16 protein-coding genes are annotated in these 14,172 nt (G+C 60.5%); 11 read left to right on the forward strand and 5 right to left on the reverse strand.

Annotated features, from left to right (window positions below):
- The first annotated feature begins 38 nt into the window (after window positions 1–38).
- From B0G82_RS30215 to B0G82_RS30250, 8 genes are all read left to right on the forward strand, one after another.
- Window positions 39–1,340: a flippase gene (locus tag B0G82_RS30215; protein ID WP_241974894.1), complete on the forward strand. Its 1,302-nt coding sequence runs from the start codon at window positions 39–41 to the stop codon at window positions 1,338–1,340.
- The gene (locus B0G82_RS30220) at window positions 1,340–2,164 is read left to right on the forward strand and encodes a glycosyltransferase family 25 protein (RefSeq protein ID WP_277872815.1); all 825 of its coding nucleotides are present in this window, start codon (window positions 1,340–1,342) and stop codon (window positions 2,162–2,164) included. The genes B0G82_RS30215 and B0G82_RS30220 overlap by 1 nt, the downstream gene beginning before the upstream one ends.
- Complete coding sequence (locus B0G82_RS30225; RefSeq protein ID WP_121310008.1) at window positions 2,157–3,464, forward strand: O-antigen ligase family protein; 1,308 nt, start codon at window positions 2,157–2,159, stop codon at window positions 3,462–3,464. The genes B0G82_RS30220 and B0G82_RS30225 overlap by 8 nt, the downstream gene beginning before the upstream one ends.
- Window positions 3,457–4,611, forward strand: coding sequence for a glycosyltransferase family 4 protein (locus B0G82_RS30230; RefSeq protein ID WP_116147794.1), 1,155 nt, complete (start codon window positions 3,457–3,459; stop codon window positions 4,609–4,611). The genes B0G82_RS30225 and B0G82_RS30230 overlap by 8 nt, the downstream gene beginning before the upstream one ends.
- A gap of 110 nt (window positions 4,612–4,721) precedes the next feature.
- On the forward strand, window positions 4,722–5,423 hold the full coding sequence (locus B0G82_RS30235) for a heparin lyase I family protein (protein WP_241974898.1): 702 nt from the start codon (window positions 4,722–4,724) through the stop codon (window positions 5,421–5,423).
- Between the two features lie 60 nt (window positions 5,424–5,483).
- Entirely contained in the window at window positions 5,484–6,218 is a 735-nt protein-coding gene (locus B0G82_RS30240) for a WecB/TagA/CpsF family glycosyltransferase (RefSeq protein ID WP_199730188.1), read from the forward strand.
- 44 nt (window positions 6,219–6,262) lie between these two features.
- Window positions 6,263–6,682, forward strand: a complete 420-nt coding sequence (locus tag B0G82_RS30245) for a DapH/DapD/GlmU-related protein (RefSeq protein ID WP_116147799.1) — start codon at window positions 6,263–6,265, stop codon at window positions 6,680–6,682.
- Between the two features lie 63 nt (window positions 6,683–6,745).
- Window positions 6,746–8,011: an IS256 family transposase gene (locus B0G82_RS30250; RefSeq protein WP_116148735.1), complete on the forward strand. Its 1,266-nt coding sequence runs from the start codon at window positions 6,746–6,748 to the stop codon at window positions 8,009–8,011.
- A 60-nt stretch (window positions 8,012–8,071) separates the two neighbouring features.
- On the opposite strand, the gene B0G82_RS30255 is transcribed toward B0G82_RS30250, so the two are convergent.
- The 3 genes from B0G82_RS30255 to B0G82_RS30265 form a co-directional block, all read right to left on the reverse strand.
- The gene (locus B0G82_RS30255) at window positions 8,072–8,692 is read right to left on the reverse strand and encodes a LysE family translocator (protein ID WP_121310010.1); all 621 of its coding nucleotides are present in this window, start codon (window positions 8,690–8,692) and stop codon (window positions 8,072–8,074) included.
- A 112-nt stretch (window positions 8,693–8,804) separates the two neighbouring features.
- On the reverse strand, window positions 8,805–9,344 hold the full coding sequence (locus B0G82_RS30260) for a hypothetical protein (protein ID WP_106282557.1): 540 nt from the start codon (window positions 9,342–9,344) through the stop codon (window positions 8,805–8,807).
- Between the two features lie 229 nt (window positions 9,345–9,573).
- Window positions 9,574–10,158 (reverse strand): YigZ family protein, encoded by a 585-nt coding sequence (locus B0G82_RS30265; RefSeq protein ID WP_116122022.1) that lies wholly within the window; start codon window positions 10,156–10,158, stop codon window positions 9,574–9,576.
- A 290-nt stretch (window positions 10,159–10,448) separates the two neighbouring features.
- Here B0G82_RS30265 and B0G82_RS30270 point away from each other — a divergent pair, with 290 nt between their 5' ends.
- Complete coding sequence (locus B0G82_RS30270) at window positions 10,449–11,075, forward strand: LysE family translocator (RefSeq protein WP_106305054.1); 627 nt, start codon at window positions 10,449–10,451, stop codon at window positions 11,073–11,075.
- Between the two features lie 51 nt (window positions 11,076–11,126).
- Here the strand turns inward: B0G82_RS30270 and B0G82_RS30275 are convergent, their stop codons facing one another.
- Window positions 11,127–11,495 (reverse strand): hypothetical protein, encoded by a 369-nt coding sequence (locus B0G82_RS30275; protein WP_116122021.1) that lies wholly within the window; start codon window positions 11,493–11,495, stop codon window positions 11,127–11,129.
- Window positions 11,496–11,809: 314 nt separating this feature from the next.
- On the opposite strand from B0G82_RS30275, the gene B0G82_RS30280 reads away from it, so the two are divergent.
- On the forward strand, window positions 11,810–12,448 hold the full coding sequence (locus B0G82_RS30280; protein WP_121310011.1) for a 2-hydroxychromene-2-carboxylate isomerase: 639 nt from the start codon (window positions 11,810–11,812) through the stop codon (window positions 12,446–12,448).
- Window positions 12,449–12,496: 48 nt separating this feature from the next.
- On the opposite strand, the gene B0G82_RS30285 is transcribed toward B0G82_RS30280, so the two are convergent.
- Window positions 12,497–12,754, reverse strand: coding sequence for a DUF2866 domain-containing protein (locus B0G82_RS30285; RefSeq protein ID WP_106282460.1), 258 nt, complete (start codon window positions 12,752–12,754; stop codon window positions 12,497–12,499).
- A 273-nt stretch (window positions 12,755–13,027) separates the two neighbouring features.
- Between B0G82_RS30285 and B0G82_RS30290 the strand changes: the two genes are divergently transcribed.
- Window positions 13,028–14,143, forward strand: a complete 1,116-nt coding sequence (locus tag B0G82_RS30290) for a DUF484 family protein (RefSeq protein ID WP_121310012.1) — start codon at window positions 13,028–13,030, stop codon at window positions 14,141–14,143.
- Window positions 14,144–14,172: the final 29 nt, after the last annotated feature.

The raw sequence follows: 14,172 nt of genomic DNA on the forward strand, positions 1-14,172 counted from the left end.
CGCGCGCGCCGCTCGTCGGCCCCCAATTGGAGCCGTTCGTGAGTGATCGGGGAACTACGGGCAGCATGCCGATGCTGAAGACGCCGCGTATGCGCACGAACTTCGTGGCGATGATGGTCTGGCAGATCGGTAACTATCTCGTGCCGCTTGCGTCCTTTCCCTATCTGACGCGGGTGCTTGCGGCGGCGCATTTTGGCATGCTCGGCTATGCGACGGCGATTGCCACATACGGCATGCTCGTGACCGAATGGGGATTTTTTCTCAGCGGTCCCAAAGCGGTGGTCGAGCGCCGGGGGCATCCGGAGCGGCTGAACGAACTTGTATGGTCGACGATGGCCGCGAAAGCGTGTCTGTGTGTGATCGCGTTTGCCGTGCTGCTGGTCGTTGCGCACTTCGATCGCAAGTTGGCTTCGGTGTTTCCCGTGGTGCTCGCAGCCTGGCCGATGGTCATCGGCAATGTCTTTACATTGAACTGGCTATTGCAAGGGCTGGAGCGTTTCTCAGTCTTTGCGACAGTAGCATTGGCTGGCCGCTTTGCGGCTTTACCGCTGACCTTCGTCTTCGTGCGTCACAGCGACGATGTCGCTTTCGCAGCCGGAATCCAGGCAGGGGCGGCGGTTTTTACCGGCGTCTTCTCGCTGGTTGCGGCACGGCGCCTGGACGTGTTGCGACGCCCTTCCGTTTCGGTGCGCTCGGTCATGCAGCGCATCAAGGAAAGTGCCGACATGTTCGTCTCCTCGGCGTCCGTAAGTCTTTTCGGCGTGACGAACGCGGTCATCCTCGCTTCAATGACCACGCCCTATCAGGTGGGTATCTATACGGCCGCCGACAAGCTCAAGACCGTGGCCAACATGGTACCCGCTCAAATCAACACGGTTTGCTATCCGCGTATCACTTCGTTGTTCGGTGCGCAGCCCAGGTCCGCCGCCCGGCTGACGGTATTTGGCGCGCTCGCCACCGTGTTGGCCACGCTTGGCGGACTGGTCTTTGTCGGCCGCGTTTCGGCACCGCTCACTACGTTGGTATTGGGCGGCGGCTACGCAGGTGCCGCGTCGCTCCTGAATATGCTTTGCCTTGCGACCGTCTTCGGCAATCTGGCTTATTTCCTCGGATTGCAAGTACTGGTGCCGTTCGGCAACGCTCGTATCCGGTCGTTGTTGATGCTGGCAGCAGGTGTGCTGAACGTCGGATTGGCGATCGTTCTGACGCCGCGCTTCGGCGCCCAAGGGGCGGCGATATCGCTGCTTGTCGCAGAAGCGGTGTTGCTGGTCGTCTACGTGTCGATGATCTTGAGCAAGCCGGCTTTGCGCCACCACTTTACGCAATTGTTGAATCGATGATGGAAAGTCTGGCACCCATTCACGTCATATCTCTGCCTCGCTCGGGACGCCGCGACGCGATCGCAGCATTGTTGTCCGACCGTGGCGTCGAGTTTCATATCGAGGACGCGGTCGACGGGCGTTTGCTCACGCATAGCGAACTGACTGCCGTCTACGACGACGCCGCGGCTCGCTGCCGCTACGGACGTTCACTGACTAGTGCGGAGGTGGCGTGCTTCATGAGCCACCGGTCAGTGTGGCGAAAGGTCGTGGACACCGGCCGCGCCGCCGTGATTCTCGAAGACGACGCGATTCTCGAACCGGCTTTTTTTGAACGTGTGTTGCATGCCGACGAGTCCGAGTTGTCGGCTGTCGCCGACATTGTGCTGCTGGGGCGATCGAAGCTGCGTCGCGCCGCGTCGTCGTGGACCTACTTTTATGAACCGCTCAGGTGGCGCGCGAACGTTGGTGGATTGCGGGTCGGCTTTCCGTTCAAACAATGGACATCTGGGTCTGTGGGCTACTGGATATCCGCGCAGGCTGCTCGGCAGGCGCTTACCTACAGTGAAGGCCCACTCGGAGCATTGCTCGACGACTGGCCGTGGCATCGGGACGAGGGCGGCGCTCGCGTCGCGGAATTGCGCCCCTATGCTGTGTGGGAAGACTTCGAGCGGCTATCGAGCAGTATCGAGCAGGAACGTAAGGCGCGTATAAAGCCGCGTGCGTCGTTGCACATCGCAGCGCTCTGGCCTCTTCGTCTCCTGCGCACCGCGGTTCGCTGGAGCCTGGTTGCATTGCAGCGGCTTTCATCTGGGAGCGATGTGGTGAGAGCACGTCATGAGTAAAACCGCAGTTGCGAGGCGGATGAGCGATTCGACAGCGCAGAAGTCGGCGCGTCAGTGTTCAACCTCAATCACCTGGGCGATATTCGCCGGCGGTCTCGCGCTGTCGCCTTTTGCGGATTTCCTGTCGGTCAGGGCCGCGCATGGATTCGACGCTGCGGGTGGGAACGCTCGTTACTCGCTGCTCGTGCGCGGAACCATGGTAGCCGGACTGCTGTTGCTTCTATTGGCGAGTGGACGGATCCGGCTGTCGAGTTGGCGCACGGCGCTTCTGGCGATGGTGGCGATCACCGCCTCGGCCGCGACATATGCGTTTGGCGATATGTCGAGTGCGGAGTTCGCGCAGCAGGCGGTTTTCGTCCTGAAGGTGTTCTCCTTCTTTGTTTGTCTCGCGGTCCTATCGGGAATGAGCGACAGGCAGCTTGAGAAACTCGAACCAATCATACGGCTCACGCTATTGGCATATGCGGCGGCGATCGTGGCTGGCGCGGTATTTTCGATCGACCTGTTTCGCAGCTACTGGGCCGATACGCAGATCCGGTCTGGCTACAAAGGTATCGTGTACGCGCAGAACGAAGCGTCCGCACTCATGATCGTGGGCCTGGCTTATGGACTGATGAGGGTGTTGAAATTCGGCTGGTCGGCATGGAACGGCGTACTGGTAGGAAGCATCGTGCTGGCTTCGTGCCTTGTCGGTACGAAAGCCGCAATGGCCGGAACCGTTGCGATGATCTGCTCGTACTTCTATTGCCGGCATAACGTGCCGCAAGCCACCGTGCGTGCGTTGGCCCTTCTTGGGCTGCTGGCCGGCTTGGCGGCGGCTGCCTATCTGTCATTGCCGGGCGTGCAAAGCGCCGTCGAACTCAGCTTTCAATATTTCATGTATCAGCATGACCACGTGAACAGTGGTGGGGCACTCACGATGGTCTTGTCCGGGCGGGATGTCAAGTTTTCCAACGTGTGGGACGAAGTCGCGAAGGATGGCTATCTTCCACTGCTCACCGGTGGCTATCCGGTGGTGCGATATCTGGTCGAAATTGACGTGCCCGATCTTGTGTTGGCAATGGGATTACCCGTTTGTGTCTTTTACCTGTGGGACATAAAGAAGGCGTTTGTCTGCGGTGAAGGTGGGGCTGAGTCGCGCTTTGGCAAGTGGTTCTTTGTCGTTCTCATGGCGACCGCGTGCACGGCGGGGCACATCCTCGTCTCAGCAATTGTGAGTCCGTATCTGGCCATGATCGCCGTGCTTATCAAGCGTGCTGCGGACAATCGCGCTCTTATAGAAGGGGCACACGATGAGTAAGCGCGGAAGCAAAGAGTCGCAAGCAGCTCACGACGCACCGCCGTTACGCGTACTGCACGTGGGGCCGGGACAAGGTCAGCGAGGCGGCATTGCGTCCGTTCTCGCGGAACTTGCTGCACAACGTGCGAGTTTCCAGCGCGCGGGTGTAGCGGTAGCCATCTTCGAAACGCATGGTTTCCAGAGCGCGAAATCGCTGTTGTGCTTTCCGCTGTTCGATATTCCGCGCTTTCTATTCGCGCTGTTCATGGGTACCGACCTGATTCATTTCCATGTGTCGGTTCGCGGATCGTTCTATCGAAAGTTCACGCTGTATCTTCTCGCACGGCTTTTGCGTAAGAAAACGATTTTTCATCTTCATGCGGGTAACTTCCAGAATTTCTACGCCGGCGGTGGGTCGCTGACTCGCAAGGCGGTGTGTGGCTTCGTGCGCGGAGCGGACGCCGCGGTGGCTGTTTCTTCGGCAGTCGCGGCAGGACTTCGAGGCGGTCAAGGCATTGCGAGAAATCTTTATGTGATCGGCAACACGGCATATAGCGCCGAAGCGGCGGTAGCTGCGGCTTTGCGCGAGGCTCCCGACGCGAAGGCCGCAGACAAGAATCCATATATCGCGTTTGCAGGCAGATTCACAGAGGGCAAGGGGCTCGACGAATTGCTGCGTGCGGCGGCGCTGCTCAAACGGCAAGGCCTGACGATACAACTGAGACTGGCCGGAGCCGGCAATACGGATAGATGGACGCGCGCAGCGATCGAATATGGCGTGCGCGACCAGGTCAGCTTTGTCGGGTGGCTGCAGGGTGACGCCAAGCTCGCATTCTATCGCGATGCCGCATTGTTTTGCATGCCGAGCCATTTCGAAGCATTCGGGATTTCCACGCTCGAGGCAATGTTTATCGGTCGACCTGTAGTCGGCACGCGCATTGGCGGTTTTCTGGACCTGGTGGAGGAGGGCGTGACTGGTTATCTTGTCCCATGCGGGGACGTGGCCGAGCTCGCGGAAAGAATCCGGCGCCTCGTGGAAAGTCCCGAACTCGCGCACACGATGGGGCGGCATGGCGTCGCAAGAGCCTTGAGTCGCTATTCCGTCGAGGCAGTCGTCAGGCAGTATGTTCACTGCTATAGAAATGTGAGCGAATCCAAAGGAGGTTGAGTGATATGAAGTGTAGCCCGATACGTCGCTGGACGCTGACTTGCATTTTAGGAACCCTATCTAGTATTGCCGTCGCGCAAGATACGAACGTTAGCTGGACCGATCCACAAATGACTGCGCTCGCGAGCACGTACGACAAGCTGTTCTCGACAGAGTGGAGCGGCGGTATTGATGCGGGCATCGGCGTGCAGGCGAATCCGGGTGATATCGCGGTGGTCGATGATCCAGTAATAGCCGGACGAAAAGCCGTACGTGTTCACATGAGCCGAGCCGAAGACTTTTCAAAGATCGCGAACGGTGTTCCCCGAGCAGAGCTGATTTTTCCCAAGGCGGTGAACTTTGCGCAGGGACCTGACTATCTGCTGAGGTGGAGTACGTTCATACCCGCCGGATTCGCCTTCGATAACAAACAGGCGGTCATTGTTACTCAGGTGCACCAGGGCGAACGGACGGGCGGTCCGACAATCGCTTTGAGTCTGCAGGGCAATCGGTATGCCATCTCCGAGCGCGGCGGGGCGAATACTTCGACTGTTTCCGCGGGCAAATGGCTGTGCTGCGCCGACGCGGACCGGGGCAAGTGGGTGAACTGGTCGCTGCGCTACATCGCCGACGATTCCGGTCACCATGCTTCGACTCAATTGTGGAAAGACGGGCATTCAGTGTTTGCATCGCAGGGAATACCGAATGCCTATCCCGGTGTTCAGGATGCCTACCTGAAGATGGGGCTGTACAAGTCGGGGTGGAAGAGTTCTGCTTCCGACGTCAGCGACATTACCTTGTTCTTTGGATCGGTTTCCGTATCGAAGAAATGAAGGCCCATCTGCGGCGAGCGATTCGCGGGCGGATGCGAACGAACATAGAGAATAGTTGGTATGAAGCGTATTGAAGTATTCGGATGTCCAATGGACGCGGCGACAATGGATGAAACGGTCGCCAGGATTTCAACTCGCATTGCTGCGAGGCAGTTCACTCAGCACGTTGCGGTCAATGTCGCAAAGCTTGTGCACATGCAGGCAGACGCGGAACTTGCGAGGTCGGTCCGTTGCTGCGACATGATCAGCATTGATGGAATGGGCGTCGTGTGGGCTGCCCGGGTGCTGGGTCATGCCGTACCGGAACGCGTCGCGGGTGTCGATCTATTCGACAAGCTGCTAGCGGAAGCGGCGAGACTAAAGTTTCCCGTCTATCTGCTAGGAGCAACCGACGAAGTCGTGGAACGCGTGGCCGTGCTATGCGCAGACACGTATCCCGGTCTAAGAATCGCGGGCTGCCACCACGGTTATTTCGGCGACGATCACCAACCCGTGGTCGACCGGATCCGCGAGTCCGGTGCACGGTTGCTGTTCGTAGCCATCACATCACCCACCAAAGAAAATTTTATTAACCGCTGGCGAGAATCGCTCGGCGTCGACTTCGTGATGGGCGTTGGCGGGACCTTCGACGTGGTAGCCGGGAAAGTCAGCCGTGCGCCTCGCTGGATGCAAACGGCAGGTTTGGAGTGGTTCTTTCGTGTTCTGCAAGAACCGCGTCGTATGTGGCGCCGCTATCTGGTCACGAACAGCAAGTTCGCGCTTATGTTGGGTAAGGCGCTGTTCGTTCCACGTTAGCAGGGACGGCCGACCGCACCGGCTGTATAAGAAGGAAGTTCTTCATGTTGTACATCTATCGCATCGCGCATTTGCTTCATCGATTGCGCGTGCCCTTTCTGCCATGGGCGCTGAAGGTTTTTAACCGAGTGGTGTTTTCCGTATCGCTGCCGCCGTCGGTGACAGTTGGGCGCAACGTGGTTTTCGGTTATCAGGGGCTTGGTATCGTCGTGCACCGGCAAGCCGTGCTCGGTGACAATATTGTGATCTCGCCGAACGTTGTGATTGGGGGCCGTGGCCAGCCCGGTGCGCCCGTGATCGGCGACAACGTTTTGATCGGCGCGGGCGCGTGCATACTGGGGCCGGTGACGATTGGGCGCAACGTGAAGATCGGTGCAAATGCCGTGGTCACGTTCGATGTGCCGCCAGACGTAACCGTAGTGGGCGTGCCCGCGCGAATCGTCCAGCCGCGGCGAAGCGTCTGAAGGACCTATCCGTAATTTCGTGGGCGGGGCATATCATGAGGGATCAAGGTCATGGATATGCCGATGAAAAAGAAACGCACCGTCGCGTCTCAGGCAGCGGCCCGCGGGCCGCTGCCTGAACTGCCTGAAGCGCTGCTGGATGAACTGGTGAAGGGTCCGATGACGCCCGCCGAGGTTCAGGACCTGATGCTGGCGTTCAACAAGGCGCTCATCGAGCGCGCGATGGGCGCCGAAATGAACATGCATCTGGGCTACCGGCCCGGCCAGCCCAAGCCTGCGGAGCAGACCAATGAACGCAACGGCGCCAGCGGCAAGACAGTCATCACCGAGCGTGGCCCGGTGCGGGTCGATCTGCCGCGCGACCGTGAAGGCAGCTTCGAGCCGATCCTGATTCCCAAACACGAGCGCCGTTTCACGGGCTTCGACGAACGCATCATTGCCATGTACGCACGCGGCATGAGCGTGCGCGAGATCCAGGCGTTTCTGGCCGAAAGCTATGGCACCGAGGTCTCGCCCGACTTCATCAGTTCGGTCACCGATGAGGTGATGGCCGAAACGCTTGCCTGGCAAAGCCGTCCACTTGAGCCGATGTACCCGGTGGTGTTCTTCGACGCGCTGCGCGTGAAGATCCGTGGTGACGGTGTGGTGAGCAATAAGGCGGTGTATCTGGCGCTGGGCATTCAGGCCGACGGCCAGCGCGACGTGCTCGGCCTGTGGATCGAGCAGACCGAAGGTGCGAAGTTCTGGCTGAAGGTGTTCAATGAACTGAAGACCCGGGGCTGCCAGGACATCCTGATCGCGGTGGTCGACGGCCTGAAGGGGCTGGCCGAGGCGATCGGCACGGCGTACCCGCGCACGGCCGTGCAGACCTGCATCGTGCACCTGATCCGCAACAGCCTGGAATACGCCAGTTACAAGGACCGCAAAGGCGTCGCCGCAGCGCTGCGTCCGGTCTATGCCGCCGCGAACGAACAGGCCGCGCAGCAGGCCCTGGAGGCCTTTGCCGAAGGGCCATGGGGCGCGAAGTATCCGACCATCGTGCAGTCGTGGCGACGGGCGTGGGAGAACGTCACACCGTTCTTCGTGTTTCCGCCCGACATACGCCGTGTCGTCTACACCACGAATGCCATTGAGAGCCTGAACATGCAACTACGCAAGATCATCAAGACCCGCGGCCACTTCCCCAACGACGAGGCCGCCATCAAGCTATTGTGGCTGGCATTGCGCAACGTGCTGGCGAAGTCTGTACGGGCGGCATTCGACTGGTCCTCCGCCATGAACCAGTTCGCTATTCTGTTTGGAGAGCGTTTTACCAACGCACGCGGGTAACTCCGCTAACCGCCTCGCACACAAAAATGCGGACAGGCTCCGTCTGAATTTCGGAGTCCCTCACCCCCGCCTCACCATCAAAAACCCCACCCCAATCGCCGCCAGAAAACCCCCGCAGCACCGATTAAACCACCGCCTTACTCCCGCACGCACTAACCACTTCCCGAGATACATTCCCGCCCACGAATACAGCGCGATAGCGAACCACTCCAACACCAGAAAACTCGCTCCTAGCACTGCAAACTGCGGCAACATCGGCTTGGCAATATCGACAAACTGCGGCAAGAACGCGGTGAACACCAGAATAGCCTTCGGATTTCCGGCAGCGACGAGGAACTCTCTGCGTGCGACCCGCGTAAGCGAGGCATCTTCCTGCGGCGTCGTGTCGATGGTGGGCGCATCGCTGCGCCACAATTGAATGGCCAACCAGATCAGATAACCAGCGCCCGCCAGTTTGATCGCGAGGAAGAACCACTCCGACGCGTGCAACACGACGGCGAGACCGGTTGCGGCGAGCGCGAGCATCACCACGAATGCAACCAGACGCCCCGTGCCGCCGACAAACGCGGTCATGAATCCATGACGCGCCGCCACGTTGATGGACAGCAGATTATTAGGCCCGGGCGCGAGATTGATCGCGAAGCAGGCGGGCAGAAAGAACAGCCAGGCGGTGATGGACATGACGGCTCGCACGTAGAAAGGACGCAGTTGCGACGGGCCGCTCGCAAGACGGCGCGCGCGACACCCTTGTGCGATTGTAGCGAAGCTGGTGAGGCCGATGTCGAGGGTGCGCTTAATTCACCGCTTTGACAAACCCCGGATCGTCGATCAATGCGTCGACGCTCAGCTTGACCGTGTCTTCAATGGCGATGGTGCTGCTGGTGAACTTCGGCGACTTCTGCTTGACCGTCTTGGTGGTTGAGAACACAACCTTCTGGGTTGCGGCGTCGGTCACCACGTAGCGCATTTTCAATGTCCAGAACGCTGGCGAGCGCGTGTCGTCCACCGTGAATTTCTCGATGCTGCCGCTGAGGACCCGCTTGCCCCCGTCGAGATGAAAACCGGCGATCCGCAGGCTCTTTACAATGCCATTGCGCACGGTTTCATTAATGTCGTTTTTGAGCACGATGCCCGTCATCGCCGTGTTTTCGATGCGGTTCGGCGAAACCTGTCCGTCGCGAGCGGGCACGTAGGCGAAGTCACTTGCGGGCGCGACGCTGAGCCAGCCGGTCGGATGCGCCACCGCGCGTGCCGAGGTATTCAGGCCGAACCACGACCACGAGCAGGCGGACAGCATCAACGGCAGCGCGAGCGTGCCGCATCCCTTGAGCACGGTCGAGGTCAACGGTGAACGCGTGGCATCGAGCGACTGCGGCACAGACGCGCTCCGATGCGGCAACTCAGGCGCTATGCTGGAAAAAGCGGCGGTCGAGGTCAGAGGAGTTACCCTATTAAATTGAGTCGTTCCGGGGAATAAACAACATGGTAACAGCGGCTTGCACTCTGGCATCTCTTAATCGGGGCGCGCTCGGCCTCCTTTAAGGACGAGGCACACCGCGCCGTCAGAAGAAGCCGGCTTTTCCCTGAGTCATATCCACCAACGCTCGCTGCGCATCATCCACCGCGTTGATAGGCAAACGGATCGTCATTTTCACCAGCATCGCGTAGGCGCTGTCCACGAGCGCGTAGCCTTCGGCGTCGATCCATCGACGCACTTTCGCCTCGTCGGCGTAACTGACCTCGACGGTCAGCGAAACCTGCGCAATACGCTCGACACGCGGCGCATCCAGCAGCGCCGAAGCGATCGCATCGGTATACGCACGCACGAGACCGCCTGCGCCGAGCTTCACGCCGCCGTAGTAGCGCACGACGGCGGCCAGCACGCCGTCCAGGTCGTGATGTCGCAGCACTTCGAGAATCGGCCGGCCGGCGGTGCCGGAGGGCTCGCCGTCGTCGGACATGCCGGACTGGCCGCCAGCCAGCAGCGCCCAGCAGACATGCGTCGCGGCAGGATGCTCGTCGCGCAGGCGCCGCAATTCGGCCATCGCGGCGTCGCGGTCGGCAACCGGTATCGCGTACGCAATAAATCGGCTTTTGCGTATCTCGAGTTCCGCGCTCAACGCCGCGGGCAGGGTGTAAGTGGGCAAGGCAAGGAGTTCGTTAGATAAAAAATACGGGCCGCACGCGGCGTCGCGCCTGCCATGGTAACGGATCAGCCTCCACTGACGGACTATCTCGGAGACGACTCTGCAAGACTCGCGAGCCCGTTTGCGGCGTGCATTGTGCCGGCCGCTCGCGGCGCGTTTGTTGTGTAAGTGATAGCAATGCACCGGACGGCAGGCACGGCGCGCGCGTATCAGAAATCACCCGTTCGTCTACAATCTTCCGCTGAACACGCGCCTGTTCGCTGCAACCAGCGCGACACCAGGGAGACGACATGCTTGATCTATCCACGCTAGGGACTTTCGTTGCCGTTGTACTCGGGCTCTTTCTGATTCCCGGTCCGGCTGTGCTGCTGGTGTTGACGCGCACCGTGCATGGCGGCCGCAAGGCCGGCATTCTCACCGGCCTCGGTATTGCGGTTGGCGATTTCATTCATACGCTGGGCGCATCGGTCGGCCTGTCGGCGCTGCTAATGACTTCGGCGCTGGCCTTCAACGCGGTTAAGTTCGTCGGCGCCGCCTACCTGGTGTATCTGGGCGTTCGCGCATTGCGCGAAAAACAGGCAAGCGCTCATATGCCGGCCGTCGCGCCGGTGTCGGCCTCGAAAGCCTTCTTTCAGGCCATTCCCGCCGAAGTATTGAATCCCAAGACCGCGCTGTTTTTTCTCGCGTTTCTGCCGCAGTTCGTTCGTCCCGAACACGGTTCCACATTTCTGCAGTTCACCACGCTCGGGCTGATTTTTGTCGGCATGAGCGCGCTCTATACGACGTTGATCGTGTTGACAATTCGTCCGCTGGGCAAATTCGTCAAGCGTCTGACGTGGCTGACGCGCTGGCAGAACAAGATCATCGGCGTGCTGTTCATTTCGCTCGGCCTGCGCGTGGCCACGCAAACGCGCTGATCGAACGGCGCGGCTTCGCTTAACCGCCGCGGCAGCGAGGTCGCGTTTGCGCTAGATATTGCGGCGCTGTCGCCTGAGACGGCCTTCGCGCGCGTAGTCCATCTGGCCTTCGGTGCGAACCGCAAGCCTTTCCTGTTCGGCGCGGCTCATTTGCCGCGTGTCGTCGATCTCGCCGACCCGGAGCACTTCCTGGGCGATCCTGATACGCAGTGTCATCAACGGTTCGCCACGCTCGACCAGCGTGCGGTCCGCGGCGCGCGCCTGCTGGACGCCGCCGTCGATCAGATTGCGCAATTCCAGCAGCGTGAGCCGCTGCCGCTGGATTTCGAGGATGAGCCGCTGGACGGCCTGCTCGTCGCGCGTGCGCCACCAGGCGCGCAGTTCGGCGAGCGTGGGAGGTTCAAAGGGTGGAAGGCGCATTGCTCATAAGAAAAGTACTGTATATATGTACAGTATATCCCGTCTTTTTACGGAAACGCGTAGCGCGCGTACCTAGGTTTACCGTTGCTGCGGAAGAGGGTGCGAATCGCTCAGGACAGCGCGAGCATGATTGACGTGGAAACCACGATGATGAAAAGACACGCGGCGGTGAGAATGTCGTAGGGGTACTTCATCATGTTATGAGCATCTGACGTAGCGGTGTGAAGGGCCATCATAGGGACACGCGCTCTGTCGGACTGTTAAGCTTTGCAAGACATAAGCGCGGTTGGGTTACGTATGACTGGAGGGCAAAGATGAACGAGTCAGCAACGCGCGTGCCCACGCAAGTACCGGAAATCGATTTCTGGTTCGACTTCGGCAGCAACTACAGCTACCTCAGCGTCATGCGCATTGAAGCGGAGGCCGCAGCGCGAGGCGTGCGGATTCGCTGGCGTCCGTTCCTGCTGGGGCCGGTGTTTCGCGATCTCGGTTTCGACAATTCGCCGTTCGTGCTTCAGAAGGAAAAGGGTGCGTATGTGTGGAAGGACATGGAACGGCAATGCCGCAAATACGGCATCGCCCTAAAGCGTCCCTCCACGTTTCCGCGCGCCGCGCTTCTTGCGATGCGCGTGGCGCTGCTCGGCGCGCAGCGCGAATGGATCGCCGCCTATTGCCGCAAGATCATGCAACTGAACTTCGCGCATGACCGCGATATCGGTTCGACGGAAGTGGTGAGCGAAGCGCTCGATGAACTGGGTTTGCCGGCGGCGGAGATCATCGCCGAAGCGCAAAGCGACGCGAACAAACTACGCTTGCGTGAACAAACCGCGGCGGCCGCGGCTCGTGGCATTTTTGGCGCGCCGACGTTTTTTGTCGGCGATGAAATGTTCTGGGGCAACGACCGGCTGGAGGATGCGTTGGACCACTGCGCATCGATCGCCGCGCGCGGCTAGAGCGTCGAATGCGTCGATTGCGCGGCGCGTGATCGGCGCGCTGCTGGGTTATTCGTTGCCGTCCTGGCAAAAACGGCGGCCCGGCACGTGCGAGACAACAGCTTGAGCGATCTCGAGCGGCGTGCTCTCGGCGGGCACCACGCGGTGGCTTGATTCGGGCGTGTGCTTCATGGTCCATTCGACGAGCCGGTATGAGCGACCCCAAGGATGCTGCAGCGGGTCCGAGACCTTGCATGAGTGAATCTGGCTGACCCAGTCGTTGCCGGGCATGGCGCGCAGATGCTCGAATACCGTGTCTTCAACCATGGTCTGACTCCTTCTTCGCGGGCCTGCAGCCCATCTTCTGGCGCGTCGTCGACACCCCGGGGAAAAAGCGCCGCCGGTGCTCTGGCGGCTTCAACAGGGGATGTTGTGCCTCATGGTTGCAGCAAAGAATTAAGCCAGACTTAAGAAGGCAAAAAGCGGATCGCGTAAAAGCGTAGTCGCGCGATCGGACCCTCAAGACCCGGCAAGATCCGCCGTTATTACAGCGATTGGGGTCGCCAACCCCGCTTCGCCTTCGGGGCCGCCCCAGATAACGTGACGAACCTTGCCCAAACGCCGCTTTCCGAGCGCCTTCGTTCGCTCGTCGATACCGTGCAGCACAACGAGCGCACGTTGCGGCGCTTTCAGAACGTCGAACTGCGTTTGATCGGTGCTCAGGATTTCGCATCGTTTCTCGACACGCTGTTCACTCAATTGCCGCGGGAATTTTCGCTGGCGGGCGTGACGCTCTGGCTCGACGACCGCGCGCCCATGCTGCGCGAACTGCTCGAGCCGGCCGCCTTGCGCGCACTCGATCAGTCGAAGCTGCTGGTCTCGCGCGAAGGTGGCCTTGCCGCGCAAGGTTTGTGCGAAGCGGGCCGGCCGTGGCTCGGCAAGCTGCACGGCATGGGCGATTCGGCGCGGCGTGCATTCTTCGGCGACGGCGCGGTCCCCGCGAGCGCAATCGTTTTGCCGCTTGCCGTGGGCGATGCCGCGAGCGGCTATCTCTGTCTCGGCAGCGACGACCCGGCGCGTTTCGCCGAAGGCATGGCCACCGACATTCTGGAGCGCTTCGCGAGCATCGTGACAGCGAGCCTCGACAACGTCGCGCATCGCGAGCGGCTCAAGCAACTGGGCATGACCGATTCATTGACGGGCCTCGCCAATCGCCGCTATTTCGACGAGCGGATGCGCGAGGAGATCATGCGCGCCTGTCGCTACGGCGTGCCGGTGGCGTGTCTGTTCATCGATATCGACAGTTTCAAGCGCATCAACGACACCTATGGCCACCAGACCGGCGACCGCGCGCTGGCGGCTGTGGCGGCCTGTGTACGGCAACAGGTGCGCCTCGGCGATACCGTGGCGCGTTATGGCGGCGAAGAATTCACCGCGCTGCTGCAAGGCGACCGGGCCGACGCGCTTACCGTCGCCGAGCGTGTGCGGCTGGCGGTCGAACGGCTGGCTTTGCAGGACGATCATGGCGAGCGCATCGTCCTGACGGTGTCGATCGGTGTGGCGGCGCGCACGATCAGCGGCACGCCGACCGACGCGGCCAAACTGGGCGGCGCGATGATAGAAGATGCCGATCGCGCGATGTATCAGGCCAAACGCAACGGCCGCAATCGCATCGAGGCGCTGGCAGCAGCGGGCGATGCGCAGATGACACGTTGATCTGAGGCGCTGACGCTCGCGCCTCGCTC

The sequence above is a fragment of the Paraburkholderia sp. BL17N1 genome (assembly GCF_003634175.1).
Lineage (GTDB): Bacteria > Pseudomonadota > Gammaproteobacteria > Burkholderiales > Burkholderiaceae > Paraburkholderia.

Coding starts and splice junctions, on each gene's coding strand:
- B0G82_RS30220 (WP_277872815.1), top strand. CDS start 1,340: ATGGAAAGTCTGGCACCCATTCACGTCATATCTCTGCCTCGCTCGGGA.
- B0G82_RS30225 (WP_121310008.1), top strand. CDS start 2,157: ATGAGTAAAACCGCAGTTGCGAGGCGGATGAGCGATTCGACAGCGCAG.
- B0G82_RS30230 (WP_116147794.1), top strand. CDS start 3,457: ATGAGTAAGCGCGGAAGCAAAGAGTCGCAAGCAGCTCACGACGCACCG.
- B0G82_RS30235 (WP_241974898.1), top strand. CDS start 4,722: ATGACTGCGCTCGCGAGCACGTACGACAAGCTGTTCTCGACAGAGTGG.
- B0G82_RS30240 (WP_199730188.1), top strand. CDS start 5,484: ATGAAGCGTATTGAAGTATTCGGATGTCCAATGGACGCGGCGACAATG.
- B0G82_RS30245 (WP_116147799.1), top strand. CDS start 6,263: ATGTTGTACATCTATCGCATCGCGCATTTGCTTCATCGATTGCGCGTG.
- B0G82_RS30250 (WP_116148735.1), top strand. CDS start 6,746: ATGAAAAAGAAACGCACCGTCGCGTCTCAGGCAGCGGCCCGCGGGCCG.
- B0G82_RS30255 (WP_121310010.1), bottom strand. CDS start 8,692: ATGTCCATCACCGCCTGGCTGTTCTTTCTGCCCGCCTGCTTCGCGATC.
- B0G82_RS30270 (WP_106305054.1), top strand. CDS start 10,449: ATGCTTGATCTATCCACGCTAGGGACTTTCGTTGCCGTTGTACTCGGG.
- B0G82_RS30275 (WP_116122021.1), bottom strand. CDS start 11,495: ATGCGCCTTCCACCCTTTGAACCTCCCACGCTCGCCGAACTGCGCGCC.
- B0G82_RS30280 (WP_121310011.1), top strand. CDS start 11,810: ATGAACGAGTCAGCAACGCGCGTGCCCACGCAAGTACCGGAAATCGAT.
- B0G82_RS30285 (WP_106282460.1), bottom strand. CDS start 12,754: ATGGTTGAAGACACGGTATTCGAGCATCTGCGCGCCATGCCCGGCAAC.